General features: G+C 57.2%; 19 protein-coding genes. 11 read left to right on the top strand and 8 right to left on the bottom strand.

Annotated features, from left to right (window positions below):
* Positions 1–2 precede the first annotated feature (2 nt).
* The 8 genes from CFI10_RS16800 to CFI10_RS16835 all read left to right on the top strand — a co-directional run bounded on the left by CFI10_RS16800 (position 3) and on the right by CFI10_RS16835 (position 10044).
* Complete coding sequence (locus CFI10_RS16800; RefSeq protein ID WP_175527696.1) at positions 3–176, top strand: hypothetical protein; 174 nt, start codon at positions 3–5, stop codon at positions 174–176.
* The gene (locus tag CFI10_RS16805; protein ID WP_206836687.1) at positions 166–3108 is read left to right on the top strand and encodes a sensor histidine kinase; all 2943 of its coding nucleotides are present in this window, start codon (positions 166–168) and stop codon (positions 3106–3108) included. Before CFI10_RS16800 ends, CFI10_RS16805 begins: the two co-directional genes overlap by 11 nt.
* On the top strand, positions 3105–4499 hold the full coding sequence (locus CFI10_RS16810; RefSeq protein ID WP_206836689.1) for a sigma-54-dependent transcriptional regulator: 1395 nt from the start codon (positions 3105–3107) through the stop codon (positions 4497–4499). Before CFI10_RS16805 ends, CFI10_RS16810 begins: the two co-directional genes overlap by 4 nt.
* Positions 4500–5003: 504 nt before the next feature.
* Positions 5004–6470 (top strand): polynucleotide adenylyltransferase PcnB, encoded by a 1467-nt coding sequence (gene pcnB, locus CFI10_RS16815; RefSeq protein ID WP_206836692.1) that lies wholly within the window; start codon positions 5004–5006, stop codon positions 6468–6470.
* Positions 6463–6957: a 2-amino-4-hydroxy-6-hydroxymethyldihydropteridine diphosphokinase gene (gene folK / locus CFI10_RS16820; RefSeq protein ID WP_206836695.1), complete on the top strand. Its 495-nt coding sequence runs from the start codon at positions 6463–6465 to the stop codon at positions 6955–6957. Before pcnB ends, folK begins: the two co-directional genes overlap by 8 nt.
* 36 nt (positions 6958–6993) lie before the next feature.
* Positions 6994–7788: a 3-methyl-2-oxobutanoate hydroxymethyltransferase gene (gene panB, locus CFI10_RS16825; protein WP_206836699.1), complete on the top strand. Its 795-nt coding sequence runs from the start codon at positions 6994–6996 to the stop codon at positions 7786–7788.
* Between the two features lies 1 nt (position 7789).
* Positions 7790–8635 carry a pantoate--beta-alanine ligase gene (gene panC, locus CFI10_RS16830; protein WP_206836702.1) on the top strand — a complete coding sequence of 282 codons (846 nt, stop codon included), beginning with the start codon at positions 7790–7792 and terminating at the stop codon, positions 8633–8635.
* A 227-nt stretch (positions 8636–8862) separates the two neighbouring features.
* Entirely contained in the window at positions 8863–10044 is a 1182-nt protein-coding gene (locus tag CFI10_RS16835; protein ID WP_206836705.1) for an acetyl-CoA C-acetyltransferase, read from the top strand.
* An 84-nt stretch (positions 10045–10128) separates the two neighbouring features.
* Here the strand turns inward: CFI10_RS16835 and CFI10_RS16840 are convergent, their stop codons facing one another.
* On the bottom strand, positions 10129–10965 hold the full coding sequence (locus CFI10_RS16840; RefSeq protein ID WP_206836708.1) for a 6-carboxytetrahydropterin synthase: 837 nt from the start codon (positions 10963–10965) through the stop codon (positions 10129–10131).
* Positions 10966–11090: 125 nt separating this feature from the next.
* Here CFI10_RS16840 and rsuA point away from each other — a divergent pair, with 125 nt between their 5' ends.
* Genes rsuA through CFI10_RS16855 form a run of 3 tightly spaced genes read left to right on the top strand, consistent with a single transcriptional unit; the run spans position 11091 to position 13508 of the window.
* On the top strand, positions 11091–11780 hold the full coding sequence (gene rsuA, locus CFI10_RS16845; RefSeq protein ID WP_206836710.1) for a 16S rRNA pseudouridine(516) synthase RsuA: 690 nt from the start codon (positions 11091–11093) through the stop codon (positions 11778–11780).
* Position 11781: 1 nt separating this feature from the next.
* The gene (locus CFI10_RS16850) at positions 11782–12840 is read left to right on the top strand and encodes a class I SAM-dependent methyltransferase (RefSeq protein WP_206836713.1); all 1059 of its coding nucleotides are present in this window, start codon (positions 11782–11784) and stop codon (positions 12838–12840) included.
* On the top strand, positions 12837–13508 hold the full coding sequence (locus tag CFI10_RS16855) for a YciC family protein (RefSeq protein ID WP_206836716.1): 672 nt from the start codon (positions 12837–12839) through the stop codon (positions 13506–13508). Before CFI10_RS16850 ends, CFI10_RS16855 begins: the two co-directional genes overlap by 4 nt.
* 62 nt (positions 13509–13570) lie before the next feature.
* Here the strand turns inward: CFI10_RS16855 and pnp are convergent, their stop codons facing one another.
* From pnp to rimP, 7 genes are all read right to left on the bottom strand, one after another.
* A complete protein-coding gene (gene pnp / locus CFI10_RS16860; protein WP_206836719.1) occupies positions 13571–15676 on the bottom strand; it encodes a polyribonucleotide nucleotidyltransferase in 2106 nt (701 codons plus the stop codon).
* Between the two features lie 181 nt (positions 15677–15857).
* Positions 15858–16127, bottom strand: a complete 270-nt coding sequence (gene rpsO, locus CFI10_RS16865) for a 30S ribosomal protein S15 (protein WP_091827653.1) — start codon at positions 16125–16127, stop codon at positions 15858–15860.
* A 110-nt stretch (positions 16128–16237) separates the two neighbouring features.
* On the bottom strand, positions 16238–17188 hold the full coding sequence (gene truB / locus CFI10_RS16870; RefSeq protein WP_206836722.1) for a tRNA pseudouridine(55) synthase TruB: 951 nt from the start codon (positions 17186–17188) through the stop codon (positions 16238–16240).
* Between the two features lie 3 nt (positions 17189–17191).
* A complete protein-coding gene (gene rbfA, locus CFI10_RS16875) occupies positions 17192–17596 on the bottom strand; it encodes a 30S ribosome-binding factor RbfA (protein WP_206836725.1) in 405 nt (134 codons plus the stop codon).
* A 10-nt stretch (positions 17597–17606) separates the two neighbouring features.
* The gene (gene infB / locus CFI10_RS16880; protein WP_206836729.1) at positions 17607–20111 is read right to left on the bottom strand and encodes a translation initiation factor IF-2; all 2505 of its coding nucleotides are present in this window, start codon (positions 20109–20111) and stop codon (positions 17607–17609) included.
* Between the two features lie 27 nt (positions 20112–20138).
* Positions 20139–21629, bottom strand: coding sequence for a transcription termination factor NusA (nusA, locus tag CFI10_RS16885; protein WP_206836732.1), 1491 nt, complete (start codon positions 21627–21629; stop codon positions 20139–20141).
* A 31-nt stretch (positions 21630–21660) separates the two neighbouring features.
* Positions 21661–22116 (bottom strand): ribosome maturation factor RimP, encoded by a 456-nt coding sequence (rimP, locus tag CFI10_RS16890; protein ID WP_206836735.1) that lies wholly within the window; start codon positions 22114–22116, stop codon positions 21661–21663.
* Between the last annotated feature and the right edge of the window lie 74 nt (positions 22117–22190).

Raw genomic sequence — 22190 nt, forward strand, 5'->3', positions numbered from 1 at the left:
ATATGTATCTGCATCGCCTACTGCTGCTTCTGTTGCTGGCCACTCTGCTGCTGCCGGGACTGGTCGAGCTGTGGCTATTCCACAGCGGCCACTGGCTGATGCCTTTTCTGATCTGGGCGCTGCTGATCCTGCTGGCAGCGACCGCCGAATGGCGCCACCGTCACCATGAACTTTGATCTCAGTCTGCTGGCCCTGCTCGGCTGTGGCTATCTTCTCGCATTGTTCGGCGCCGCCTGGCTCACCGACAAGGGGTTACTGCCTGAACGCATCACCCGACACCCATTGGTGCATGTGTTGGCACTTGGTGTGTTTGCCAGCGCCTGGACCTTCTATGGCATCTTTGGCGTTGCGTATCATTCCGGCTATGTCTATTTGATCTCTTACATGGGGGCCTCCATCAGTTTTCTCCTTGCCCCATTGGTGCTGATTCCATTGCTGAGAATTACTCGGCGACACCAGCTCAGCTCGCTGCCGGATCTGTTTGCCTTCCGTTTTCGCAGTGGCGGTGTAGGAACGCTGACTACTTTATTAATGCTGTTTATCAGCCTGCCGCTGATCTCGATCCAGATTCAGGCACTGGCCGACTCGCTGCCCATGCTGAATGATCGCATCTCTTCCAATAGGGCGGCAGCCGGCTTCTGCATCATTCTCACCCTCTTCACCCTGCTGTTTGGTGCTCGACATGCCTCTCTACGCAGCAGCCATCGCGGGCTGGTATTCGCCATCGCGCTTGAATCTCTGTTCAAATTGATTGCCCTGCTGCTGATTGCAGCCTATGCATTCTGGGCCTTGCTGGGTGGTGTCGATGGGCTCGGGGACTGGCTGCAGCGTAACCCGGAGGCGCTGCAGCGACTGCAACAGCCGCCGGACACCAGTCACTGGCAAATTCTGCTGCTGGCGTTTTTTGCCTGTGCCTTTGTCATGCCACACATGTTCCATATCGCGTTCACGGAAAACCTGCCGACCGAAAGCCTGTATCGCGCCAGCTGGGGCATCCCCCTCTTTCTGCTGCTGCTGGCCATTACCGTGCCCCCCATTCTCTGGGCCGGCATAAAGCACAATGCGATCACAAATCCCGAATACCTGCTACTGCAGCTGGGGCAGAACCTGCAGCTGCCATGGTTCAGCCTGCTGGCCTTCATCGGCGGACTCTCGGCCGCCAGTGGCATCATCATAGTGGCAACCGTGGCGCTTGCATCGATGCTGCAGAACCATGTCGTACTGCCCCTGGTACGGGTACCGGACAATGTCCGCTTCTACGCCTGGTTGCTGTGGTTGCGACGACTGATCATTATGGCGGTAATGCTGGGCAGCTATCTGTTTTTCCGCCATATCGGTCAGCAGTTTTCACTGAACCAGCTTGGACTGCTGGCATTTATCGCCTTTCTTCAGTTTCTGCCGGGAATACTCGCAACCCTGTACTGGCCCAACGCCAGTCGCACCGGTTTTCTTCTCGGCCTGACAGGGGGGATAGGCCTCTGGGCACTGGGCATGCTGCTGCCGATGATGCTGGATGGCGCTCCGCTGGATGCCGGAGCCTTGAGTCAGTGGTACAAGGTCGCTCTATTATCGGTACTGCTTAACACGGCGCTGCTGGTACTCGGCTCTCTGCTTTTTCCCGGCCGCGAGGGCGAGAGACAGGCCGCCGAAGCCTGTGCGCTCAACGTCATGCCTCGTCCTCTGGGCTTGGGCCTGGCTACCGCCAGTGAAGCGGAGTTTGTCGCCCGCCTGACACCCAGACTGGGGGAACAGCCTGCACAGCGGGAAGTCCAGCGTGCCATGTTCACACTGCAGCTGAGCCCAGGCCAGCTGAGACCTTTGGACAGCCTGCGCCTGCGGACCCAGCTGGAACAGAACCTTTCCGCCCTGCTGGGACCTGTGGAGGCAACAGCACTGCTGCAACCATTGGAAACTGATCGCAGCGCCGGTTTCAAGGCTCGCGAGGTCCATCTGCTGGAGCAGCAACTTGAAACCTACGACCAACGCCTGTCGGGCCTTGCAGCCGAGCTGGACCAGCTCAGACGCTACCATCGCGCCACCTTGCAGCGCTTGCCTATCGGGGTCTGCACACTGGATGCAGACCACCGCATCCTGTTCTGGAATGCCGAGCTGGAGCAGTACACAGGGCTGATTGCCGAACAGACGCTCGGCAATCCACTGGCACACTTGCCTCTGCCATGGAGCCGCCTGCTGAAGGAATTTGCAGACAACGATACCCTTCACCAGGAAGCTCAAATGATTGAGCTGCACGGCGAGCATCGCTGGTTCAGCTTGCACAAGGCACGTCTGGATGACACGCCTGCGCAAGGCAAGGTCCTGCTGATTGAAGAGGAAACAGAGCATCTGATGATGGCCCGCAAGTTGGCCCACAGCGAACGCCTGGCCTCCATCGGTCGCTTTGCGGCCGGCGTCGCTCATGAGATCGGCAACCCGGTGACCGGCATCGCCTGTCTGGCCCAAAATCTGAAGCTGGAAACGGATCTGCCCGAGGTGCTGGAAACCGGCGATCAGATTGTTGATCAGACCCGTCGCATTAACCGCATCGTTCAATCGCTGGTGCGTTTTGCCCACACCGGCCGCCAGGAAGGCCCGGAGCATTTCGAGTCGCTCGATTTGCGCCACTGCATTGATGAAGCGATCCATCTGGTCACCCTCGACAGCCACAGTCGACAGCAGCATTTTGTCAATCAGGTTGATCCGTCCCTGCAGATCCGCGGCGACCTGCAACTGCTGCTGCAGGTGTTCGTGAACCTGCTTAACAACGCCAGTGATGCCTCGCCACCGCAGGGGCTGATTGAAATCGAGGCACAGGGAAGCGAAACCAGCATCTGCATTCGTATTACCGATGAGGGCACTGGCATCGCCCCGGAGCACCTCAATCGCCTGTTCGAGCCATTTTTCACCACCAAGGAACCCGGACGCGGAACCGGTCTGGGCCTGCCTTTGGTCTACAACATCATTGTGCAGCATTATGGTAATATCGAGATTCTTAGCCCGGCCAACAAAAACCAGAACAAAGGCACTCAGGTCGTAATCACCTTACCCCGGCTGAACGAGGAAAATACCCTTGCGTCGCCGGCTGCTCATGGAGAAGGTTTGTCCGGATGAGTCGAATTCTGATTGTCGAGGATGAAAGTATCATCCGCTCAGCGCTCAGGCGCCTGCTGGAAAAAAACGGATATGAAGTCAGTGATGCAGGCTCGGTGGCCGAAGCCTGTGGCGACTTCAGTCTGGAAAGCTTTGACCTGATCATCACCGATTTGAGATTGCCCGGTGCGCCGGGTACCGACCTCATCGGACTGGCCGGATCGGTGCCGGTATTGATCATGACCAGCTATGCCAGCCTGCGCTCCGCGGTGGATGCCATGAAGCTTGGCGCCGTCGACTATATTGCCAAGCCGTTCGATCACGACGAAATGCTGAAAACCGTAGCGGCCACACTGTCACAGCCCCGTACTGCATCAGACAGTGAAGTCAGCGGCAGCACCAGCGGTAAGGCGCCCGAACAGACGCGCATTATCGGTTCCTGCAAGTCAATGCAGGAACTCTACCGCCGCATCGGCAAGGTCGCACGCACCGATGCTACCGTATTGATCCTTGGCGAGTCCGGTACCGGTAAGGAGCTGGCCGCCCGCGCCATTCACGAACAAAGCAACAGGGCCAACCGACCCATGGTGTGCGTCAACTGCGCCGCCATACCGGAGACGCTGATCGAGTCCGAACTGTTCGGGCATGAGAAAGGCGCCTTCACCGGTGCAACCAGCGGCCGCAGTGGCCTGATTGAAGCCGCCGATGGCGGCACCCTGTTTCTGGACGAAATCGGTGAACTGCCTCTGGAAGCTCAGGCTCGTCTGCTGCGTTTCCTGCAGGAGGGTGAAATTCGCCGGGTTGGGGCAGTACAACCGCTCAAGGTGGATGTGCGTCTGATCGCTGCTACACATCGTGACCTTAAGACCCGCGCTCGTTCCGGCCAGTTCCGTGAAGATCTGTATTACCGCCTGTATGTGATGGAGCTGCGCATGCCTCCGCTGAGGGCACGAGAAGACGACATTTTGGAACTGGCGGAAGCCTTCCTGTCCAAGCAGGCCGAAAAGATGCGGTGTGAGTCTCTCAACTTCAGCCCCGAAGCACTGGAGCTTCTGCGCAGCTATCACTGGCCCGGCAATGTGCGAGAGCTGGAAAATGCGATTGAGCGCGCCGTCATTCTGGCCGATGGTCGGCAGATCACTCCTGATCTTCTGGGCCTTGAGCTGGAACAGCAAAGCCTGGCCGACATCGAAAGCCAGTACGCCCAACGGCACAGACCGCCACCTGTTGACAGCGACGCTTCCTCCGGCGCCCGCACAGACCTGTCCCTGGATGACTACTTCCAGCGCTTCGTCCTTGAAAACCAGGACCAGATGAGTGAAACCGAACTGGCCAAAACGCTCGGAATCAGCCGCAAAAGCCTGTGGGAACGACGCCAGAAACTGGGTATCCCCCGCAAACCCAAGGGGTAACAATCGGTAACACTCAAAAGTGTTACCTTACTACCCAACACCGCCCACAAACCGTGACATTCGGTAACACTCTGTTTCCAGAAACGAAAGAATGATCGGGTTCAATATAGACTTAATAATATAAAACAAAGGGTTATGATTTTTGGCACGCGTCCTGCTTTATTACAAGCAGAACAACAACAACGTACACCCTGAAACAGTGCCGGCAATAAAAATAAAAATGGCCCTGCGGATGAGTGACCTGCCTCGAATAAAAATAAAAATGAGGCTTAGTCGGTCGATAGAGTGGCACTGCAGCGCTCCCCAATCAGTGCTCTTAGGAAGAACAACAACAAGCTAAGCTTCATGGTGTCACTTTACGACCGACACCCCCCACCCTCCTGATTCACGCCTCACGCTTTGCCCCACCACGCAACCATGCCCGCTCCGAGCCTTATACTAAGCTTTAGCAGGTGTTATGATGCCCCATCCGTGATCAGCCATTACAGGGACCCCCAGTAAACGATGTCTAATACTCTGCTCATCATTCTGCTCGCATTTGCTGCAGCAGCCCTGATCGCCTTTGTCATGTTCAGTCGTCGCCGCACACCCAGTACCACAGCCCCACAGGAGAACTTGCCATCGGCACCCGTTGCCGAACAGCTGCTTCCATTGGGACAGCGACGCATCGTCAACGAGTCCGAGCACCAGATTCCTCGTCGTCACCTGGACGACAATGCGATGAAGGTTGTCTACCGGCTGCAGGATGCCGGCTTCGAGGGCTACCTTGTCGGCGGATGCATTCGCGACCTGCTGCTGGGACATACTCCCAAGGATTTTGACATCGCCACATCAGCTCACCCCGAAGAAGCCGAAGAGCTGTTTCGACGTGGTCGCCTGATTGGGCGCCGCTTCAAGCTGCTGCATGTCCGTTTCGGTCGCGAGGTGATTGAGGTCGCCACCTTCAGGGCATCGCATGATCAGGAAGAGACAACTCAGGACCAGGCCCGCACGGCTGCCACCGGCATGATCCTGCGCGACAACGTATACGGCACCATCGAAGAAGATGCCCTGCGCCGCGACTTCACCATCAATGCACTTTACTACGATGTGCGTGACCATACCGTACTCGATTTTGCCAATGGCTATCCCGACCTCAAACAGCGCCAGCTGCGCATGATCGGTGATGCACGTGAACGCTACCGTGAAGACCCGGTGCGCATGCTCAGGGCTGCACGTTTTGCAGCCAAACTCGGTTTTGAAGTGGAACCCGGTACCGCAGCGCCGATTCGAGAACTGGCAGCGCTGCTTGGCAATGTATCCCCCGCACGCCTGTTTGATGAAGTACTCAAACTGCTGCAGAGTGGACACGGCGAGGCGTCCTACCGACAGCTGCAACGCTTCGGCCTGTTTGCCTTCCTTTTCCCGCAAACCGATGCGGCGCTGGAGCATGACGAGTATCCGGTGGAAACCCTGCTGATCAACGCCCTGTGCAACACGGATCGACGTCTGTCTCAAGGCAAGAGCGTCACCCCGGCCTTTCTGTTTGCGGCCTTACTCTGGTATCCATTGCAGCTGAGAATCAAACAGCTGGAGCAGAGCTCAGATCTGCCACCGATCCCGCTGCTGCATGAGGCCGCCAATCAGGTTCTGGCCGAGCAGGTCCGCTCAACTGCCATTCCACGCCGATTCTCAACTCCTGTGCGTGAAATCTGGGAACTGCAGCTGCGCCTGCCGCGTCGACAGGGCAAGAAAGCCGATCAGCTTATGGAGCATCCTCGCTTCAGAGCTGCATACGATCTTCTGGTACTGCGTGAGAACAGTGGTGAGCCGCTGCAGGGCCTGAGCCAGTGGTGGACCGACTACCAGTCCTCCAACCCGATGACGCGACGTGACATGGTCCCCGCGGATCAGGATGACAAGCCTCGCCGCAAACGTCGTCGTCGCCCGCGCAACCGTCCGGCGCAGGACAGTCGTCCCAGCAATGAGTAAGGCTCAGTTACGCGCCTGGATTGGCCTGGGCAGTAACCTTGAGGACCCGCTGGCGCAGGTCAGCACCGCGCTGCAAGAGCTGAGGCTACTGCCTGACACTACGCTGGCTGCACGCTCGTCGCTCTACCGTTCCGATCCTGTCGGCCCCCCCGGCCAGCCCGATTACATCAACGCGGTTGCTGCTTTGGATACCCGTCTGGAGCCCGAAGCCCTGCTCGATGCGCTACAGGCAATCGAGCAAATGCACCAGCGCGTGCGCAAGATCCACTGGGGACCTCGCACCCTTGACCTGGACCTGCTGCTGTATGGTGACCAGGTGATATCGACGCCGCGCCTGACCGTTCCCCATGCCTACATGACTGAGCGCAATTTTGTTCTCTGGCCTCTGGCTGAACTGGAACCGGAACTGATCCTGCCCGATGGTCGCCCGCTGAATACGCTTCTTCAGCACTGCCCTCTGGGCACGCTGGAAAAGATATCGTTATAATCGCGCACAAGCTCAGACAATGATGAAGAGATTGCTATGTCCAACATTACGCTGCATACCCTGACCGCCCGCAAACAGGCCGGTGAAAAGTTTGCCGTACTGACCGCTTATGATGCGACCTTTGCCCATCTGGTGAGCAGCGCCGGTATCGAGATGATTCTGGTCGGTGACTCACTCGGTATGGTACTGCAGGGGCAGAGCAGCACCCTGCCGGTTACCGTCGATGAGATGGCTTACCACACCGCAAGCGTTGCGCGTGGTAATCAGGGTGCCATGATCATGTCGGACCTGCCGTTCATGAGCTATTCCACACCGGAGCAGGCTATGGACAACTCGGCCAAGCTGATGCAGGCAGGCGCGCACATCGTCAAGCTGGAAGGCGGCGAATGGCTGTGTGACAGCGTGCGCATGCTGGCCGAGCGCGGCGTGCCCGTGTGCCCGCACCTTGGCTTGACACCACAGGCCGTCAACAAGCTTGGCGGTTATCGTGTGCAGGGACGTGACCGACAGTCCGCCCTGAAAATGATTGAAGATGCGAAGAAGCTTGAAGATGCTGGCGCCAGCATGCTGCTGCTGGAGTGTGTCCCCACACTGCTGGCCGAAGAAATTACCCGCAACGTGGAAATTCCGGTTATCGGTATCGGTGCAGGCCATCACACGGATGCCCAGGTACTGGTGATGCATGACATGCTTGGCATTACACCTGGACGCCGTCCCAAGTTCGTCAAGGACTTCATGACAGAAGCCGACAGCATTGAACAGGCTTTCCGTTTGTATGGCGATCAGGTCAGGGCCGGTACCTTCCCCGGACCGGAACACGGGTTCGAGTAATATGAAAACCATCCACACCATTGCGGATCTGCGCACAGCCCTGAAACCGACACGACTGTCCGGCCAGAAAATTGCGCTGGTGCCCACCATGGGCAATCTGCATCAAGGCCACATCAAACTGGTGGAAACAGCACGCCGGCAAGCCGATACCGTGGTGGCCAGTATCTTCGTCAACCCGCTGCAGTTCGGTGCCAACGAAGATCTCGACAGCTACCCTCGCACTCTGGCCTCCGATCAGGAGAAGCTGATGGCAGCGGGTTGTGACCTGCTGTTTGCACCCGGTGTCAGCGAGGTCTACCCGGAAGGCCAGGACAACCAGACACTGGTTGAGGTCCCGGGCTTGTCCGATCTGCACTGCGGCGCCAGCCGGCCGGGACACTTCCGTGGTGTAACCACCGTGGTATGCAAGCTGTTCAACATTGTCCAGCCGGATCTGGCTGTGTTCGGACTCAAGGATTATCAACAGGTTGCCGTGATCCGCAAGATGGTACGTGACCTCTGCATCCCCGTTGATATTGTGGGTGTTCCGACTGAGCGAGCCGGCAGTGGACTGGCGCTCAGTTCACGCAACGGCTACCTCAGTGCGGACGAACTGGCCATTGCCCCCCTGCTGCAACAAACCCTGCAACAGACCGCCGATGCCGTACGTAACGGCGCCACGGATTTCATCGCACTGGAACAGCAGGCGCAACAGCAGCTTGAAGCAGGCGGTTTCCAGCATGACTACTACCGTATCCTCTGCCGGGATTCACTCCAGCCGCCTGAAGCCGGAGATGTTCGCCCTCTGGTCATTCTGGCCGCCGCTCGACTCGGTCCTGCCCGTCTGATCGACAACCTCGAGATCTGACACCGCCGTACAGGGGGGCCTTGTACTCCCGTTGTGCGGCGCACACAGTTTTGCCTTGGTCTACTTGACACCGCCTGAGCCCTTCGCGCAGACTCGAAGGACCTCATGGCGGTATGGATACCCGTACGCCTGCCCGAGCTGATGCCGACTGAAATATCCCTTTCACCGGCGTGCGTTACCCTGAGCCCGGGATCAATAATGATATAAACCAAAGAGGCACTTCCATTATGCGTGATGTTGTTATCGTTGCCGCTGGCCGTACAGCGGTGGGTACTTTCAACGGCTCCCTCTCCTCACTGACCGCGGCTACTTTGGGCGCTGAAGTACTCAAGGGCCTGCTGCAGAAAACCGGACTGAACCCGGCAGAGGTAGACGAAGTGATTCTGGGCCAGGTACTCACGGCCGGCTGTGGCCAGAACCCGGCTCGTCAGGCTCTGATCCACGCAGGCATCCCTCAGGAAGTGCCCGCCATGACTATCAACAAGGTGTGCGGCTCCGGCCTCAAGGCCCTGCAACTGGCGACCCAGGCGATCCGCTGCGGTGATGCTGACGTGATCATCGCCGGCGGTCAGGAAAACATGTCCCAGTCCCCCCACCTACTGCCCAACTCACGTAATGGTGCACGCATGGGCGACTGGAAGATGATCGACTCCATGATTACCGATGGCCTGTGGGATGCGTTCAATAACTACCACATGGGCATCACCACCGAGAACATTGTCGAAAAATACGGTTTCAGCCGTGAAGATCAGGACGCTTTCGCTTCTGCCTCTCAGAACAAGGCTGAAGCAGCCGTCACCTCTGGCCGCTTCAAGGACGAAATCATTCCGGTCAGCATTCCGCAACGCAAGGGCGATCCCGTAGTATTCGACACCGATGAACAGCCCCGCTTTGGCTGCACCCCGGAGGCTCTGGCCAAGCTGCGCCCGGCCTTCAAGAAAGACGGCACCGTTACCGCCGGTAACAGTTCCACCATTAATGATGGTGCGGCTGCCGTGATTCTGTGTTCAGCCGAAAAGGCGGAAGCACTGGGGCTGCCGGTTCTGGCCCGGATCAAGGCGTATGCCTCTGCCGGTGTTGATCCTGCCATCATGGGCACAGGCCCGATCTGCGCCACCACCAAGGCGCTGGAAAAGGCGGGCTGGGGCATCAACGACCTGGAACTGGTTGAAGCCAACGAAGCCTTCGCGGCTCAGGCTATGTCCGTCAACAAGGACCTGGGCTGGAACACCGACATCGTCAACGTGAACGGCGGTGCAATTGCGCTGGGCCATCCGATTGGCGCGTCCGGCTGCCGCATTTTGGTGTCACTGGTGCACGAAATGATCAAGCGTGATGCCAAGAAAGGTCTCGCAACTCTGTGTATCGGTGGTGGCATGGGTACAGCACTGGCGATCGAGCGCGACTGATTCGCACCACCTCAACGCAAACAGCCGCCCGAGGGCGGCTGTTTTGTTTCGGTAACACACCTGGTATGAATACCGCCAGGGCCATCACGCCGTAGCAATTGCACCTTTGCCGATGCCCTCAAATGCACGCACAACCACTTCATCCTGCGGGTGGTCAATTTTGACCTGCTCGACCAGATGTGCCGCAATTTGCTCGACGGTACTTTCGGTATCAATCAAATAGCAGCAGCGCGCCGGCAGCTCCAGCTCGAACGCGCCCTGAGGCGCCGTATAGGCATAATGGTGCGCACCGGCCGACTGGTTTTTCAGGTGGCTACGGGTACCTATATAGATATCACGGAAGCACTCGGCCCAGCGCCCTTCCAACACCTCATCGCGATGACCGTTACGGTAGATCATGATGCGCGAGCGGTGGCCATGAGCGATCCGCTGGCAGTTGCCGTCATGCTGCTGCAGGCCGTGACTGTAGTGATAGTAGCGCCCATCGATTGACTCGGTCGTGAAGGCAAGCTCAACCCCCTGCACCTGCTCTGGAAACAGCTGACGCAACTGATCTCGACACCAGTGGGCAACACTGAGCTCGTCAATTTCAGTACAGGGCAGTACAGCAATGGCCTGCTCGGGCGAACGGCAGCGAAAAAGACCACCCTCAGGATAATGCCAACGCACCTCGGTCATGCCGCCCAGCTGCTCAAGCTGCAAGCCCGGCAATTGGGCCGGCACAGCCAGCATATGATCAAGATGTGCATCCAGCCACTGCTTGACCCGGCGCTTGACCACACCGAAATCACAGATCATTCCCTGAGGGTCAAGACTGCCATCCAGTACCAGCTGCACCGCCCAAGATTCGCCCACCAAACCGCGCTTGGGATGAAGGTAGGAAAAATCCACATGGGTCAGATTATCGACGAAGAGCTTCACGGTGGCCTCGCAACAAGTTTGGGAGCGCTATTCTAGCGGATTCACCGACAGCTTTCATGAGCCCCTGTCGGTGATCTTGCCCGCTACTATATACTAGTACCCTTTGAGCACTTTGCAGGTTGACCATGCGACTCGACAAATACATAGCCAGCGTAACCGACTTTTCCCGCAAAGAGGTCAAGCGCATGCTGCATGCGGACGAAGTGACCGTCAACGGGGAGCATGAGCGTGACGCTGGGCGCAAGATCAGTGACACCGATGACGTATGTCTGCAGGGAATGCCCCTGGACCCGCCCAGCACCCGTTATATCATGCTGTACAAGCCCGAGGGGGTCGTATGCTCAAACGACGATCCGACCCACCCGACCGTAACGGCGCTGCTTGAGATGCCGCGTGTCGAGCGCCTGCACATCTGCGGCCGACTCGATGTGGATACCACCGGATTGGTACTGCTGACCGATGACGGCCAGTGGGCTCACCGTGTCACATCGCCCAACCGCCACACCGGCAAGATCTATCACGTAATCACCTCGGACCCGATCACGCCCGATACCGTCCGCATCTTTGCCGATGGCATCATGCTGAACGGGGAGCACCGACGCACCAAACCGGCTGAGCTTGAACTGCTGTCAGAGCGTGAGGCCCGTGTTTGCCTGCATGAAGGACGCTACCATCAGGTCAAGCGCATGTTTGCCGCCGTCGGCAATCGAGTTGATGCCCTGCATCGCGAGCAGATCGGCGATATCATCCTCGATGAAATGCTCGAACCCGGTGAATACCGTGAACTGACCCCTGCCGAGATCACCAGTGTCTGATATGGATCCCATTGCCCGCGAACTGGAACAGCAACTCAGCCGTCTGAGCGCTCAAGCCCTCTGGCTGGTGGATGAAAACCCGCTGCCACGCTGCCGTCCGAACCCGTCAGTAGAGGTAGTTGGCAACCGTTTCGATGTGATTGAGCAGCTCCAACAGCAGGGCTGGAATGCCCGGTTCAATGACTTTGAACTCGAAACACTGCCAAGTGCCTGCTTCAACACGATCCTGTACCGGGTCTCCAAGGAAAAGGCTGTGGTACACCATCTGATCGGCGCGGCAAAACGCCTGCTCAAACCAAACGGTGAACTGATTCTGCTGGGTGACAAGGCCGAGGGTATTCGTACCTACGTGCGCAAGGCCGAGACGTGCCTTGGAGGCAGCCGCACTGAGAGCAAACTCGGGGGCAACGGCTGGTGTGCTCGCATAGTGCGCAGTGGCGAAGGGGGTGAGTGCCCCGACAGTCAGAGTTATGCCGAACTGCGCTCGGCCTGTTCGGATCAGCGACTTGAATACTGGGCCAAACCTGGCCTGTTTGGCTGGAACAAAATCGACCGTGGCAGCGCTTTCCTGATCGAGCAGTTACCGGCCATGCTGGAAACACCTCTGCCACTGTCCGGTTCAGTGCTGGATCTGGGCTGCGGCTTCGGCTACCTTGCGCTCAATGCAGCAGGTCCTGAAACTCGGCTGGTGTGCACTGACAATAATGCCGCCGCCCTGCTGGCCTGCCAACACAATCTTCGGCGTGCCGGAATCAGTGGCGAGGTACTGGCCAGCAATGCGGGGGACAACATCCGGCAACAGTTTGATACCCTGCTGTGCAACCCACCCTTCCACAGCGGTTTCAGTGTCGATGGTGACCTAACCGACCGTTTCCTGGCAGCCGCACAGCGCCTGCTGACATCACAGGGCAGCGCCTGTTTTGTCGTCAATCAGCACATCCCGCTTGAGCGCAAGGCGGTTGGTCGCTTTGCCGACATCAGCCTGTGGGCCGATAATGGCAGCTTCAAACTGGTTCGATTGCGCAAACCGATTAATTTAACTGTTCAGGGACACTCATGACCTTCGATTATCTTCGCCAGAGCCTGTTCTTTTTCCGTACTCATCTTAGCCGACTGGCACTGATTCAGATCCCCTTCCTGTTGCTAATCACGGTGGTACAGTATCAGCTGCTGCAAGGAGGGGAGTCCGCCGAGGCTGCGCGCACTACCAGCAGCGTCTTCATCAGCTCGGCACTGGATCTGGCCCTGATGCCAATCTATTGGGGGGCCACTCTGCTGTATATGCAGTCGGTGCTGCAGGGGCAAACACTGTCCACCAGCCAGGCGATCAGCCTCAGCCTGACCTGCTGGGGACGCCTGCTGCTGACGTATATTCTGACAGCCCTGGCGGTTTCGACCGGTCTTTTGTTACTCATTGTACCCGGGATCTACATTGGCATCAGGCTGGCCTTTGCCGAGTTCTACTGCGTGATGGAAGGCAAGGGGCCAATGGAATCCCTTCGCGCCAGCTGGGCCAGCAGCAGTGAATTTTTCTGGCCACTTCTGCAGGGACTGGCACTGATTTTCGGTGTATTGATGCTGGCTGAAGTGATGATCGGGCAGATGCTGAGTGAGACTCGCATACTGATGCTGGCGCTGTCACTGCTGGCTCAGTTTCTGGGCGTTATGTCGAGCATCTACGCCTATCGCATCTACTGTGTGATGAAAGAGGAACACAAACCGCTCTGACCATAAAAAAGCCCCTGCCGACGCAAATCGGCAGGGGCTTTTCAAAGTCGATACAACGCTGTTTAGCTGGAAACAGACTCGTCTTCGATCAGGTCTTTCATGGACAGCTTGATGCGACCACGCATATCCACATCCAGCACCTTGACCTTCACCACGTCATCCATCTTGATGTAGTCAGTCACGGCTTGAACACGCTCCTTGGCGATTTGGGAGATATGGACCAGACCATCCTTGCCCGGGAGGATGTTAACGAATGCACCGAACTCTTCGATCCGCACCACCTTGCCTTCGTAGATCTTGCCCACTTCAGCTTCAGCCGTGATCGCCATGACGCGATCCAGAGCCGCTTTGCCCTTGGCCTTATCATCAGCGTAGATGCGGACAGTACCGTCATCTTCGATATCGATCATAGCGCCGGTTTCTTCGGTCAGGCCGCGAATGGTGGCACCACCCTTACCGATCAGGTCACGGATTTTCTCCGGGTTGATCTTCAGCAGCTGCATGGCCGGCGCGTTATCCGGCAGTTCAGGACGTGCATAGCCAATAACCAGCGCCATCTCTTTCAGGATGTGCTTGCGCGCTTCGTGTGCCTGCTCCAGCGCGATCTCCATAATCTCTTCAGTGATACCGGTGATCTTGATATCCATCTGCAGGGCTGTAACACCCGCTTCGGTACCGGCTACCTTGAAGTCCATATCACCGAGGTGGTCTTCGTCACCCAGAATATCGGTCAGAACGGCAAAGCGATCATTTTCCTTCACCAAACCCATGGCAATACCGGCCACAGGCGCTTTCAGCGGTACACCCGCGTCCATCATCGCCAGAGAGGCGCCACAAACGGATGCCATTGAGCTGGAGCCGTTGGACTCGGTAATTTCGGATACGATACGGATGGTGTACGGGAACTCTTCCTGTGTCGGCAACACAGCCGCAACACCACGACGAGCCAGACGACCATGACCAATTTCGCGGCGGCCTGCGCCCATCATGCGGCCCGCTTCACCCACGGAGTACGGAGGGAAGTTGTAGTGCAGCATGAACGGATCCTTGCGCTCACCTTCCAGCGCATCGATGATCTGCTGATCACGGCTGGTGCCCAGGGTACAGGTCGCGATCGCCTGAGTTTCACCGCGGGTAAACAGGGCGGAACCGTGCACACCCTTGAGCAGGTCGATTTCGACATTGATCGGACGTACGGTTTTGGTATCACGGCCATCGATACGCGGCTCGCCATCGATAATGCGGTTACGCACGATCTCTTTTTCCAGCGAGCTGAAAATCGCGGACACTTCTTTGCCGGAGGGCTGACCCTCTTCACTGCCAGACAGTGCTTCAACCGCCTGCGCACGCAGTTCAGCCAGGCTGGACTGACGCTGCATTTTGTCAGCAACCTGATAGGCAGATGCAATACCGGCACCAACCAGCTCACGCACTTGAGCGATCAGGGCTTCGTTCTTGGCCGCGGGCTGCCAGTCCCACTTCGGCTTCCCGGCTTCAGCTACCAGTTCATTGATGGCGTTGATCACCACCTGCATTTCCTGGTGTGCAAACAGTACGGCGCCAAGCATTTCGTCTTCGGTCAGCTCTTTGGCTTCAGACTCAACCATCAGTACTGCATCGGCAGTACCGGCTACAACCATGTCCAGCTCAGAGGTTGCAAGCTCCGCATAGGTCGGATTCAGGATGTAACCGTCAGCTTCAGTAAAGCCTACACGTGCTCCGCCGATCGGACCCATGAACGGCAGGCCGGAGATTGCCAGTGCCGCAGAGGTACCGATCATGGCCGCGATATCCGGATCGTTGACCTTATCAGCCGACATCACGGTACAGACCACCTGAACTTCGTTCATGAAGCCTTTCGGGAACAGCGGACGGATCGGACGGTCGATCAGGCGCGAGGTCAGCGTTTCCTTCTCGGAAGGACGCGCTTCACGCTTGAAGAAGCCACCCGGTATACGGCCTACAGCGTAGTATTTTTCCTGGTAATGAACCGACAGCGGGAAGAAGTCCTGACCTTCACGCATCTCTTTGGAGCCGACTACGGTACAGAGTACCTGAACGCCGTCCATGGTAACCATGACGGCACCGGTGGCCTGACGGGCTACCTTGCCGGTTTCGATGGTGATGGTATGTTTGCCGAACTGAAATGATTTACTGATCGCTTGCACGATAGAAACTCCTCGGGTTTGTGTATTCCCGTCAGCGGACCAACCAACCCTCTTTTCAAGCCAGTACTCAGTTGCCGACTGTAGCAGTCGTCAAGTGAGTACAGGCTGGATGATTGTGTCGCTTTAACGGGCTGTAGATAAAACTGAGGCCATACACTGTATGGCCTCAGGATGGAACTGCTTAGCGACGCAGCCCAAGACGGCCGATCAGCGCCAGATAGCGGTCAGCGTCTTTGCCTTTCAGGTAGTCCAGCAGCTTACGACGCTGGTTTACCATGCGGATCAGACCACGGCGAGAGTGGTGATCCTGCTTGTGCGACTTGAAGTGACCCTGCAGGCCTTCGATGTTCGCAGTCAGCAGCGCAACCTGTACTTCGGTAGAACCGGTATCACCAGCGCCACGACCGAATTCAGCAACGATTTCCGCTTTTTTCTCGTTAGAAAGAGCCATTGTATATCTCCTCGTTAATATGCACACAGTGACCTGCACTGCGGATTGATAGACGCGCTGCACCGAGCATATTTTCAGTACAGCGTCAGTTTGGCTTCAGCCAAATCGGTTCAAGCGGTGCTGACAAGGCGTTTGCCCTTCAGCGCCCCTTTGGCATCGCGTTCGGCGATACCGAGAAATTCGTCGGTTACACGATTGAATACCAGAAACTCATCCGCATCCGGCAATCGATCGTCAACACGCAGCCTTTGCCCCATCTGCAGTCTTTCGGCTTCAGCCGCTTCCAGCTGAATCCGTGGCAAATCGGACACCGGCGCCCAAGCCGGTAATAATAGCGCATCCAGCCGCTGTTGTATGCTGTTTTGAGCCTCCTCTGCCTGAGGTTGTGCCAGGTTTTGCAGCTGCTCCAGCGTCATCATCTGGTCGGCATGGAAAGGGCCGGTCTGCAGCCTGCGCAACACACTGACATGGGCACCACAGCCCAGCAGCAAGCCCAGATCCTCAACGATGCTGCGGATATAGGTGCCCTTGGAACAGAATACCTCCAAATCCACCTCATCCGCGCGCAACGCCAGCAGCCTGATCTCGTGAATCCGTACACGGCGGGGTTTAACTTCAACCTCGACACCCTGACGTGCCAGCTTGTACAACGGCTGGCCGTTAAGTTTGAGAGCCGAATACACCGGCGGAACCTGTTCTATCTCGCCACTGAAATGCTCGACCAGCAACGCTTCAATCTGCTCTCGGCTGAGGCTTGCAGGAACCGGCTTTTCTTCGGTTACCTCACCCTCAGCATCACAGGTATCGGTACGCTGCCCCAGTTTTGCAGTGGTCAGATAACGCTTGTCCGAATCCAGCAGGTACTGGGAAAACTTGGTTGCTTCGCCCAGACAGATCGGCAGCAGGCCGGTCGCCAGAGGATCCAGCGCCCCGGTGTGGCCGGCCTTGGCGGCACCATAGATTCTTTTGACCCTTTGCAGGGCAGCATTGGAAGATAGCCCCTGAGGCTTATCCAACAGAAAAAGGCCGCTGATTGAGCGGCCTTTTGGTTTACGGGCCATGCTTCAGTTCCCGTTATCGTCTTCGTTATCCGGGCGGTTGCTCTCCTGCTGCCAGGCCTTTTCAATCAGGCCATGCAGGTGGCGCCCCCGCTCAACGGTTTCGTCAAAATGGAATCGCAGCTGCGGCATGACCCGCAACTTGATTCCGCGAGACAGCTCCGTGCGCAGGAATCCAGCGGCGTTATTGAGCACCGTACGTGAACTCTTGATCACCTCGGCTTCAGTCTGATCACCAATCGCCAGCACGGTGAAGTAGATATCGGCATAGCCGAGATCCTTGCTCACCTTGACGTGGCTGATGGTCACCATACCCAGCCGCGGATCCTTTATCTCGCGCTGGATCAGGGTGGCCAGATCACGCTGGATCTGGTCCCCTACCCGGTCGGTACGTTTGAAATCGCGTGCCATGATGCTCCGCTTACAGCGTACGCTGTACTTCAATGGTGTCGAACACTTCGATCTGGTCACCGACCTTCACGTCGTTGTAGTTCTTCACCCCGATACCACATTCCATACCCTGACGTACTTCGGCCACGGCATCCTTGAAGCGACGCAGAGATTCCAGCTCGCCCTCATAGATCACCACGTTGTCGCGCAGTACACGGATACGCTTGTTACGGTAAACCGTACCCTCGGTCACCATACAACCGGCGATGGCGCCCAGCTTCGGTGAACGGAACACATCACGCACCTGAGCAATACCGACGATCTCTTCACGGTATTCCGGTGACAGCAGACCGGTCATCGCCTGTTTTACGTCATCAATGATGTCGTAAATAACGCTGTAGTAGCGCAGCTCAAGCTCTTCGCGTTCAACCACGGCCTTGGCCTGGTTGTCGGCACGGACGTTGAAGCCGATCAGGATCGCCGAAGAGGCCAGTGCCAGGTTGGCGTCGGTCTCGGCAATGCCGCCAACACCGCTGGAAACAATGTTCACCTTCACTTCGTCGGTGGACAGGTCTTCCAGTGACTGGATGATCGCTTCCAGAGAGCCACGCACATCCGCCTTGAGGACGATGTTCAGTGACTTCACATCGCCGGCCTGCATGTTCTCGAACAGGTTTTCCAGCTTGGCTTTCTGCTGACGGGCGAGCTTCACTTCGCGGTACTTGCCCTGACGGAAGAGCGCCACTTCGCGGGCTTTCTTCTCGCTGGACACCACGGTGAACTCGTCACCGGCATCCGGGGTACCGTCAAGGCCAAGGATCTCGACCGGAATCGCGGGACCGGCTTCATCGATCGGCTTGCCGTTTTCGTCCAGCATCGCACGTACACGACCGTAATGCAGGCCAGCCAGCACGATGTCGCCCTTGCGCAGGGTACCGTTCTGTACCAGCAGGGTGGACACGGAACCACGGCCCTTGTCGACGCGCGATTCAACCACAACACCCTGACCCGGTGCATCTTTCACGGCTGTCAGTTCAAGCAGCTCGGCCTGCAGCAGGATCGCATCCAGCAGTCCATCGATGCCTTCGCCGCTCTTGGCGGAAACATGCGCAAACTGCACGTCGCCACCCCACTCTTCAGGCAGTACGTCACGCTGAGCCAGCTCGTTCTTCACGCGGTCCAGATCGGCATCTTCCTTGTCGATTTTGTTGACAGCCACCACCAAAGGTACACCGGCGGCTTTCGCGTGCTGGATCGCTTCTTCAGTCTGCGGCATCACGCCGTCATCTGCGGCAACAACCAGCACTACAATGTCGGTCAGCTGAGCACCGCGTGCACGCATGGCGGTAAACGCCGCATGCCCCGGAGTATCCAGGAAGGTCACCATGCCATTGTCGGTTTCAACGTGGTAGGCACCGATATGCTGGGTAATGCCACCCGCTTCACCGGTTGCCACCTTGGTGCGACGGATGTAGTCAAGCAGTGAGGTCTTGCCGTGGTCAACGTGACCCATGACAGTTACCACCGGTGCACGGCCAACCTTTTCACCCTGAGCCGCCTGAACGCTCTCGATCAGCGCGTCTTCAATGGCATTTTCCTGCATCGGAATGGCCTTGTGGCCCATCTCTTCCACCACCAGTACGGCGGTGTCCTGATCCAGTACCTGATTGATGGTCGCCATGGCGCCCATCTTGAACATTACCTTGATGACCTCAGCGGCCTTGATCGACATCTTCTTGGCCAGTTCGGCCACGGTGATGCTCTCAGGGATATTTACCTCATGCACCACCGGTGCAGTCGGCTTTTCGAAGCCATGCTGGTTCGGGCCACCACTGCGGCCTCGACCTGCAGGTGCACGTTTGCCAGCCTTGCCGCGACGACCGCGAGTATCGTCCTGACGAGCGGTTTTACCACCCTTGCCACGACGAGGACGGTCGTCATCATCACTGCGACGAGACTTTTCCTTGTCTTTGCGGCGCGGGTTTTCAGTGACAGGCTCAGCCAGCACTTCGGGCTCAGGTGCAGCGGTGGCGGCCGGTTTGGCCTTCGCCGTCACTTCAGCTGACGGTGCTGCCTGTTCTTCAGCAGGTGGCGCTTCGGCATCAGTCTTAACAGACACAGGCGCCACATCTGGCTGAGAAGCAACAACAGGAGTCGCTTCCGCAACTGGCTCTACGGCAACCTTCACCTCTTCAACAATCGCTGGCTGAGCGTTGTCCTCTTCCAATGAGGAACGCTTGACATAAGTACGTTTTTTGCGCACTTCTACGCTGACAGTCTTGCGCTTACCCGCAGCACCGGAAACCTTCAGCTCAGATTTGGTCTTGCGTTTGAGCGTGATTTTGCTGGGCTCAGCCGCATCCACGTTCTCGCCATGGCTGCGCTTGAGATGACTCAGGAGTTTCAGACGCTCCTCTTCGGTCACACTCGATTCAATTTTCTTTGTACCGATGCCGGCTTCCTGCATTTGCGTCAACAGACGCTCAGCGGATACACCAACCACATCGGCAAGTTGCTTCACAGTTACTTCTGCCATATATGTGTTCTCCTCTTCCGCTGGCGTTTACTGCTCTTGCGCAAACCAGGGGGCACGGGCTGTCATGATCAGCTCGGCTGCCTTTGCTTCAGTCAGACCTTCCACGTCCAGCAGATCTTCCACCGCCTGTTCGGCGAGATCTTCCATGGTGACAATGCCCCGGGATGCCAGCTGGAATGCCAGCGTACGTTCCATGCCATCCATGTTCAGCAGGTCTTCTGCCGGTTCCGCATCACCAAGCTGCTCTTCACTGGCGATCGCCAGATTGATCAGGGCATCCTTGGCTCGGCTACGAAGCGCTTCAACCAGCACTTCGTCAAATTCTTCGATTTCGAGCATCTCTTCTTCCGGGACATAGGCCACCTCCTCAATAGAGGTAAAGCCTTCAGCCACCAGTATTTCGGCCAGCTCTTCATCAATTTCCAGGTGCTTGATGAACATATCCAACACAGCACCCACTTCAGTTTGCTGCTTCTCGGCCGCTTCATCTTCGGACATGACATTCAATGTCCAGCCGGTGAGTTCACTCGCCAGACGCACATTCTGTCCGCTGCGACCGATAGCCATGGCCAGTGCTTCTTCAGCCACTGCCACATCCATGGAGTGACTTTCTTCGTCCATCACGATGGACGCCACCTCAGCAGGGGCCATTGCGTTGATGACCAGTTGGGCCGGATTATCATCCCACAGGATGATATCGACACGCTCGCCACCCAGCTCATTGGACACAGCCTGAACACGAGAGCCGCGCATGCCGACACAGGCACCGACCGGGTCAATGCGACCGTCATTGGTCTTGACCGCAATCTTGGCACGGGCACCCGGATCACGGGCTGCCGCACGGATTTCGATGACATCTTCCGCAACTTCCGGCACTTCGATGCTGAACAGTTCGATCAGCATGGCATTGGAGGTGCGGCTGAGTACCAACTGCGGACCACGGCCTTCGCTGCGGACTTCCTGCAGCACCGCACGGACACGATCTCCCATGCGGAAACTTTCACGCGGGATCAGATTCTCACGCGGCAGCAGCGCTTCAGCGTTGTTGCCCAAGTCCACAATGATATTATCGCGGGTGACTTTCTTCACAGTACCGGCTACCAGTTCACCCTTGCGATCCTGGTACTGTTCAACCACTTTGGCACGCTCGGCTTCACGCACTTTCTGCACGATAACCTGCTTCGCAGTCTGTGCCGCGATGCGACCAAAGGCAACTGATTCAACCTGCTCTTCCCAAATATCACCGGGCTTGAGGTTTGGGTCGATCTCCAGCGCTTCTTCCAAAGTCAGCTCAGTACCCAGTGCAGGCACTTCATCATTGCTGACCACCAGCCAGCGGCGCCAGGTTTCGTAACCGCCGGTTGCACGATCAATTACTACACGGATATCCGCGTCTTCGTCATAGCGTTTCTTTGTAGCCGTGGCCAGAGCCACTTCTATCGCTTCAAAAATGACGGCCTTGGGCACATCCTTTTCATTAGAAACAGCTTCTGCAACCTGTAGAATCTCTTTATTCATACGACTGCCTCGCCAAACCTTTAAACCGGTGTTAAAACTGGGGAATCACATTGGCACGATCGATATAGTCGATCGGCAACAGATACTCTTCGTCATCGACAACCAGCAGAACTTCGTCACCTTCGACGCCATTCAGCAGGCCCTTGAATTTTCTGCGCCCCTCAAAGGGCACCCGCAACCGCAGTTGCACCTGATGCCCGGCATACGCCTGGAATTGTTCCAGCGTATACAAGGGACGATCCATGCCAGGTGACGACACCTCCAGCATGTATTGTTCAGGGATGGGATCTTCCACATCCAGAATACCGCTTACCTGATGGCTGACGCGGGCACAGTCATCCACGCTGACCCCATTTAGACCATCAATATAGATCCGCAACGTACTGTTACGACCGGCGGAGTGAAAATCCAGTCCCCAGAGCTCAAGCCCCAGAGCAGTCACGACCGGCTCAATCAATTCCTGCAAAGTTTTCAATCTGGCTGACACAGAGGACGACCTCGTTCTGCATGTACCTGAAACAAAAAATGGGTCTCTGAGGACCCATTTCTGACGCGGCACCT

Origin of the sequence: Marinobacterium iners (assembly GCF_017310015.1) — a bacterium.
Lineage (GTDB): Bacteria > Pseudomonadota > Gammaproteobacteria > Pseudomonadales > Balneatricaceae > Marinobacterium > Marinobacterium iners.